This window comes from Neisseria sp. P0001.S005 (genome assembly GCF_051963715.1).
The window spans coordinates 1-6,344 of the sequence record NZ_JBQCTZ010000195.1; the positions used below are offsets into that span (position 1 = coordinate 1).

Here is a 6,344-nt window from a genome sequence, read left to right on the forward strand (position 1 = left end):
GGTATGTACCGCGCCACCGACAAAACCAACCTGTTCGGCGATGTGACTTGGACGCGCCACAGCCGCTTCAACAAAGCCGAGCTGGTGTTTGAAAACACCAAAAAAGTTGTCAACGGTCAATCTGACCGTACCGTCATCACGCCTAACTGGCGCAACACTTATAAAGTCGCATTCGGCGGCTCTTACCAAGTTACCGAACCATTGCAACTGCGTGCCGGTATCGCTTTCGACAAATCACCGGTTAAAAGCGCCGAAGACCGCATGAACAGCCTGCCTGACGGCAACCGTATCTGGTTCTCCGTCGGCGCTAAATATCAACTGGGTAAAAACCATGTTATCGATGCGGCGTACAGCCATATCCACATTAATGACACGGTTTACCGCACAGGCAAAGCCAGCGGCAACGACGTAGACAGCCGTGGTACATCTTCCGCCCGCTTCAAAAACAAGGCGGACATCTTGGGCTTGCAATACACTTACAAATTCAAATAATCGGATTTAAGTTGTGGATAAAAAGGCCGTCTGAAGATTTCAGACGGCCTTTTTGATTGGCAGGAACAGATGGAACAATCCACAGGCAATAAATGGCGTGTTGGGCTTTTCATATTTCTGATTTGAATGGCAGAGTGGAAAAACGATAGAAAAGGGAATAGCTGATTACCGGCTTGAGAAAATAAGATATTGTTTGCGTTTTAAACAACGTGTTACAGATTTTATTTATGCTGATGGGCAGCAATCAAAAGGCCGTCTGAAAAATAGGTTTTCAGACGGCCTTATTTGCCGCATGGCTGCTAAGAAAGCTCAATCAGCTGCGGACTTCCAGTTCGATTTCTCTTTCTTGTTCGTCTTCAGCCGGTTTATCCATGGTTTTTTCATCGGCCATATTGTCCAAATCGCGGCCGGGTTCGGAGGCGGTATCGCCGATGGAAACGCTGTTCAGGCTTTCCAAAATAATGGCAGAGGCCAGATGGTCGGATGTGCGGTACACCATTGCCAAGCCGATTTCTTCCGCCGGAATGGAAACCAATTCAACCGTATCTTTGTCTTTCGGCTTGCGAATCAGGTTGTTGGACAGATTGACACGGACTTGGCGGCCGCGTTTGTAGAGGCTGACCACAGTGCCTTTGTCCAAGCCGTCGAGTTCGCCTTTGTCCAAAGTAATGGTTTGGAACTGGCCGGCTTCGCCCACACCGTCGAAGATGGAAACGACTTTGGCCTGAATCGGACGGGCAGGGGCGTGAGGCATAACATTGAAGCTGTCGAGGCCTTCGGGCAGTTTCAGCAGATAGTCGTCTTTGCGGATTTCGGAAACGGCTTCTTCGATAACCAAAGGTTGCGCGGATTGGGTGCGCAGCTTCATGGCTTTGTTGACTTGGGTGTAATACTCGTTGCTTTTGAGTTTTTCGTCAGAAGCGCGGGTGCGGTTTTCCAAGGCGGAGTCGGTGTAAGGCAACGTGTTGGCGATGCCGCTGAACACAACTTCTTGGCCGAGAAATTTGCCGGTTTCCGGGTCGGTGATGTTTTTATTGACGCGGTAGGTCAGGTAGCGGCCGGGTTCGGTCAGGCCGTATGCGTACACGCGGTTGCCTTGGGTGTAGAGGACGCGGTTGTCGGGGCCGGCAATCAGGCGCGGCGCGTTGGCGGTTTCTTCCGGAGCGATAATCTGCGGATGTTTCATGAACATGCGGTAGAGGTTGACATTGACGGTCGGAATGCCGTAGCCGGAAGTTTCGCGTACGCGCGGATGCAGTTTGATCACGGGAATGCCGTCTGAACGGGTTTGGGCATGTTCAAAACCCAGTCGCGGCTGACCGTTGATGTAGCGTAAAACCAACACCTGACCCGGATAGATCAGATGCGGATTGCGGATGGCGTTGCGGTTGGCGCCCCAAAGGCGGTTCCATTGCCATGGGCTGTACAGATATTTGCCGGAAATACCCCACAAGGTATCGCCGTTTTTAACGACGTAGCGTTGTGGCGCATTGGGGCGGATTTTTAAAGAAGCTGCCTGAGTGTGGGCAGAAATAGCCATGCCTGCCATGCAAAGCAGGGTTATAATACGTTGTTGCATAACCGTTCCCCTTGAAATCGATTCGGTTTGTCTTCAGATGATAAACAGAGAAGGCTGGAGTTTGCGAAACTGCCGCCCATTCATCAATACGATAACGAACGGCCTCCGTCACGCTATCTTAACATTTTTCGGCGTTATTTTAGCATTGAATGTTGCTGTCATGACAGGAGATTGTGGCGACGGAAACCGAATCTGTATGAAAATCACACATCAGCTTTATAAAACGAGAATATTATGGCTTTACTGAACATCCTCCAATACCCTGACGAGCGTTTGCACACGGTCGCCAAACCTGTTGAAAAAATCGACGAGCGCATCCAGACATTGGTTGCCGATATGTTTGAAACCATGTACGAAGCACGCGGTATCGGCTTGGCGGCCACTCAGGTCGACGTACACGAGCGCATCGTCGTGATGGATTTAACCGAAGACCGCAGCGAGCCGCGCGTGTTCATCAATCCCGTCATTGTCGAAAAAGACGGCGAGACGACTTACGAAGAAGGCTGTCTGTCCGTGCCGGGCATTTACGATACTGTAACCCGTGCCGAGCGCGTCAAAGTTGAAGCCTTGAACGAAAAAGGCGAGAAATTCACGCTGGAAGCAGACGGCCTGCTGGCAATCTGCGTGCAGCACGAATTGGATCACCTGATGGGCATCGTGTTTGTCGAACACCTGTCGCAGCTGAAACAAGGCCGCATCAAAACCAAACTGAAAAAACGTCAGAAACACACCATCTGACCTACGCATCGCTTAAAGGCCGTCTGAAAAGACAAAACAGAAGGCAGACTTCGGTTTTCAATCTTTCAGACGGCCTTTTCAGCTGAAACAGTTTGCCCAACGCGCCATTCAAACCATTTCCACAAGGACACAACATGAAAGTCATCTTTGCCGGTACGCCCGATTTTGCCGCCGCCGCCTTGAAAGCCATCGCCGCCGCAGGTTTTGAAATTCCGCTGGTGTTGACCCAGCCCGACCGCCCTAAAGGCCGCGGCATGCAGTTGACCGCATCGCCGGTCAAACAGGCTGCCTTGGAATTAGGTTTGACCGTGGCGCAGCCGGAAAAGTTGCGCAATAACGCCGAAGCCCTGCAAATGCTCAAAGATACGGGCGCGGATGTGATGGTGGTGGCCGCGTATGGTTTGATTTTGCCGCAGGATGTGTTGGATACGCCCAAACACGGCTGCCTCAATATCCACGCTTCGTTGTTGCCCCGTTGGCGTGGTGCGGCGCCGATTCAACGTGCGATTGAAGCCGGCGATGCCGAAACCGGCGTGTGCATCATGCAGATGGACATCGGCTTGGATACCGGCGATGTGGTCAGCGAACACCGCTATGCCATTCAACCTACGGATACTGCCAACGAAGTGCATGACGCATTGATGGGTTTGGGTGCGGAAGCGATTGTTGCCGACTTGCAGCGTCTGCAGGCTGAAGGTCGTCTGAACGCGGTTAAGCAGCCTGACGAAGGTGTTACCTACGCCCAGAAATTGAGCAAAGAAGAAGCGCGTATCGATTGGAACGAGTCCGCGCACATTATCGAACGCAAAATCCGCGCCTTTAACCCTGTTCCTGCCGCGTGGGTCGAATATCAAGGCAAACCGATGAAAATCTGGCGAGCCGAAGTCGTGGCCAAGCAGGGTAAGGCAGGCGAGGTGTTGTCCTGCACTTCAGACGGCCTGCTGGTGGCTTGCGGTGAAAATGCGCTGAACATCACCGAATTGCAGCCTTCCGGCAGCAAACGCATGAGCATACAGGCATTTGCGGCAGGCCGGACGATTGAAGTCGGAACAGTTTTGTAACAGGCTGGAAATCAACGTAGAGGAAAGAAGGCAATGGCTGTTTTTGAAGTGGTCGAAGGTGATATTACCCGATTGGCAGTCGATGCGATTGTCAATGCCGCCAATTCATCGCTGTTGGGCGGTGGCGGCGTAGACGGTGCGATACACCGCGCCGCGGGCAAAGAGCTGCTGGACGAGTGCCGCACTTTGGGCGGTTGCCGGACAGGCGAAGCCAAAATAACCAAAGGCTATCGTTTGCCTGCGCGTTATGTCATTCATACGGTCGGGCCGGTATGGTTTGGCGGAAAACAAAATGAAGAGGCCAAATTGGCACAATCCTACGCCAATTCCTTGCTGCTTACCCAGAAACACGATCTCCACAGCATCGCCTTTCCGTGCATCAGCACCGGTGTGTACCGCTTTCCGGCCGAAGCTGCCGCGCGTATCGCTTTGGAGAGTTTGAAGCAAACCCTGCCGCAATGTCCGGCAGTGGAAAAAATCATCTTTTGCTGTTTTTCCAAAGCAGATGCCGAATATTATCGGGCATTGCTGGCTGCCGAACAGGCCGTCTGAAATCCGCCAAACACTTGAAATCAAATTATGAATCAGAAAGCAAAAATATGAGTATGTCCCTCGCTCAAAAACTGGCCGCCGACAGTGTTTCCGCGGTTGCCGAAGGGCGCAATCTTCAGGATGTTTTGGCGGAAATCCGCGCGGCGCATCCGCAGCTGACGGCGCAGGAAAACGGCGCGTTGCAGGATATTGCCTACGGATGCCAGCGTTATTTGGGCAGTTTGAAGCACATGCTTGGTCAAATGCTGAAGAAGCCGATTGACAATCCGCAGCTCGAAAGCCTTCTTTTGGCGGCGATGTACCAACTGCATTACACGCGCAATGCCCCTCATGCAGTGGTCAATGAGGCGGTGGAAAGCATTGCCAAAATCGGCCGCGGCCAGTTTCGCTCGTTTGCCAACGCAATTTTGCGCCGCTTTTTGCGTGAACGCGACGAGCTCGCGGCTTCCTGCAAAAAAGACGATGTGGCGAAACACAACCTGCCGCTGTGGTGGGTGGCTTACTTGAGAAACCATTATCCGAAACATTGGCACAACATCACCACCGCGCTGCAATCGCATCCGCCGATGACTTTGCGCGTCAACCGCCGACACGGCAATGCCGAAAGCTATTTGGAAAAACTGGCTGCGGAAGGTATTCCGGCCAGGGCTTTGGATGAATACGCCGTGATGTTGGAAGAAGCCGTGCCGGTCAGCCGTCTGCCCGGTTTTTCAGACGGCCTGGTGTCGGTGCAGGATTTTGGTGCGCAACGTGCTGCCTATTTGTTGAATCCGAAAGACGGCGAACGCATCCTCGATGCCTGCGCGGCACCGGGCGGCAAGACGGGCCATATCTTGGAACTGGCAGATTGTCATGTTACCGCTTTGGATATAGACGAGGGCCGTCTGAACAGGGTGAAGAGCAATCTTGACCGTTTAGGCTTTCAAACGGCCTCTTTGACTTGTGCCGATGCGCAGGACTTGACAGCGTGGTATGATGGCAAGGCCTTTGACGCTGTCTTGGCCGACGTGCCGTGTACCGCTTCGGGTGTGGCGCGGCGCAATCCCGACGTGAAATGGCTGCGCCGCCCGACCGATGCTGCCAAAACCGCCCGTCAGCAGGAGGCATTGCTGGACGCACTGTGGCAGACCCTGACGAAAAACGGCAGGATGCTGCTGGCTACCTGCTCGGTCTTTGTCGAAGAAAACGACGGTCAGTTGCAAAAATTCCTTAACCGCCATGCCGATGCCGAGTTGATCGAGTCGCGTGTGCTTTTACCGAACAAACATCAAGATGGCTTTTATTACGCGCTTATTAAAAAGCAGTAAAACGCTGATTGTACCGCTCTTGCTCGCCGTATCGCTGAATGCGGCGGGTGAGGGCATCAGTGCGACCCGTGCCGAGGCAAAGTTGACCCATGCCGGACAGCTTTCCGTCAGCAGCCGTTTCCGCACTGACCTGCCCGACCAGCTTAAAGAAGCACTCAAACAGGGCGTCCCCCTGCATTTCAATTTGAGTTGGCAGCTGTCAGCGCCGTCCATGTCGTCTTATAAATTCAAGTTCGACCAGCTGCTCAACAACGACAGCACGATTCAATACAAATTGTCCTTCCATCCACTGACCAACCGCTATCGCGTTACCGTTGGTACGTTTTCTACCGAGTACGACACGCTTGAGACTGCCTTGCGTGCAGTGGGCGCGGTCGTGAATTGGAAGGTTTTGTCCAAGGGTGCGCTGAGTGATGTGGCCGCCAAAGACACGAAGGCTGAAATCCGCCTGCTGCTGACAACCGCCAAGCTGCCCAAACCGTTCCAAATCAATGCCCTGACGTCTAAAAACTGGCATTTGGATTCCGGTTGGAAATCCTTGTCGGTCGTGCAGGAGTAAACCATGCGCCGCTTTCTTCTGATTGCCGCCGTATTCGCCGTTGTTTTGTTGTACGG

Annotated in this window: 7 protein-coding genes; 6 read left to right on the plus strand and 1 reads right to left on the minus strand. The window is 53.0% G+C overall.

Going from position 1 to position 6,344, the window contains the following annotated elements; translation table 11 throughout:
• Positions 1–492: OmpP1/FadL family transporter (locus ACTHSP_RS16605; protein ID WP_440346484.1), on the plus strand; the 492-nt coding region annotated here is incomplete at its 5' end.
• Positions 493–805: 313 nt separating this feature from the next.
• Here ACTHSP_RS16605 and ACTHSP_RS16610 read toward each other — a convergent pair.
• On the minus strand, positions 806–2,071 hold the full coding sequence (locus ACTHSP_RS16610; RefSeq protein ID WP_003686234.1) for a LysM peptidoglycan-binding domain-containing protein: 1,266 nt from the start codon (positions 2,069–2,071) through the stop codon (positions 806–808).
• Between the two features lie 234 nt (positions 2,072–2,305).
• Here ACTHSP_RS16610 and def point away from each other — a divergent pair, with 234 nt between their 5' ends.
• The 5 genes from def (at position 2,306) to ACTHSP_RS16635 (ending at position 6,288) form a co-directional block, all read left to right on the plus strand.
• Positions 2,306–2,809 (plus strand): peptide deformylase, encoded by a 504-nt coding sequence (gene def / locus ACTHSP_RS16615; protein ID WP_003678675.1) that lies wholly within the window; start codon positions 2,306–2,308, stop codon positions 2,807–2,809.
• 134 nt (positions 2,810–2,943) lie between these two features.
• Positions 2,944–3,870 (plus strand): methionyl-tRNA formyltransferase, encoded by a 927-nt coding sequence (fmt, locus tag ACTHSP_RS16620; RefSeq protein WP_049352444.1) that lies wholly within the window; start codon positions 2,944–2,946, stop codon positions 3,868–3,870.
• Between the two features lie 33 nt (positions 3,871–3,903).
• Entirely contained in the window at positions 3,904–4,422 is a 519-nt protein-coding gene (locus ACTHSP_RS16625; RefSeq protein WP_371464947.1) for an O-acetyl-ADP-ribose deacetylase, read from the plus strand.
• A gap of 47 nt (positions 4,423–4,469) precedes the next feature.
• Entirely contained in the window at positions 4,470–5,729 is a 1,260-nt protein-coding gene (gene rsmB, locus ACTHSP_RS16630; RefSeq protein WP_308888351.1) for a 16S rRNA (cytosine(967)-C(5))-methyltransferase RsmB, read from the plus strand.
• Positions 5,695–6,288, plus strand: a complete 594-nt coding sequence (locus ACTHSP_RS16635; protein WP_003686233.1) for a DUF4390 domain-containing protein — start codon at positions 5,695–5,697, stop codon at positions 6,286–6,288. Before rsmB ends, ACTHSP_RS16635 begins: the two co-directional genes overlap by 35 nt.
• Positions 6,289–6,344 lie beyond the last annotated feature (56 nt).

Excerpts from the sequence above, each read along its gene's own strand:
- def (WP_003678675.1), top strand. The coding sequence starts at position 2,306 with ATGGCTTTACTGAACATCCTCCAATACCCTGACGAGCGTTTGCACACG.
- ACTHSP_RS16610 (WP_003686234.1), bottom strand. The coding sequence starts at position 2,071 with ATGCAACAACGTATTATAACCCTGCTTTGCATGGCAGGCATGGCTATT.
- ACTHSP_RS16635 (WP_003686233.1), top strand. The coding sequence starts at position 5,695 with ATGGCTTTTATTACGCGCTTATTAAAAAGCAGTAAAACGCTGATTGTA.
- ACTHSP_RS16625 (WP_371464947.1), top strand. The coding sequence starts at position 3,904 with ATGGCTGTTTTTGAAGTGGTCGAAGGTGATATTACCCGATTGGCAGTC.
- rsmB (WP_308888351.1), top strand. The coding sequence starts at position 4,470 with ATGAGTATGTCCCTCGCTCAAAAACTGGCCGCCGACAGTGTTTCCGCG.
- fmt (WP_049352444.1), top strand. The coding sequence starts at position 2,944 with ATGAAAGTCATCTTTGCCGGTACGCCCGATTTTGCCGCCGCCGCCTTG.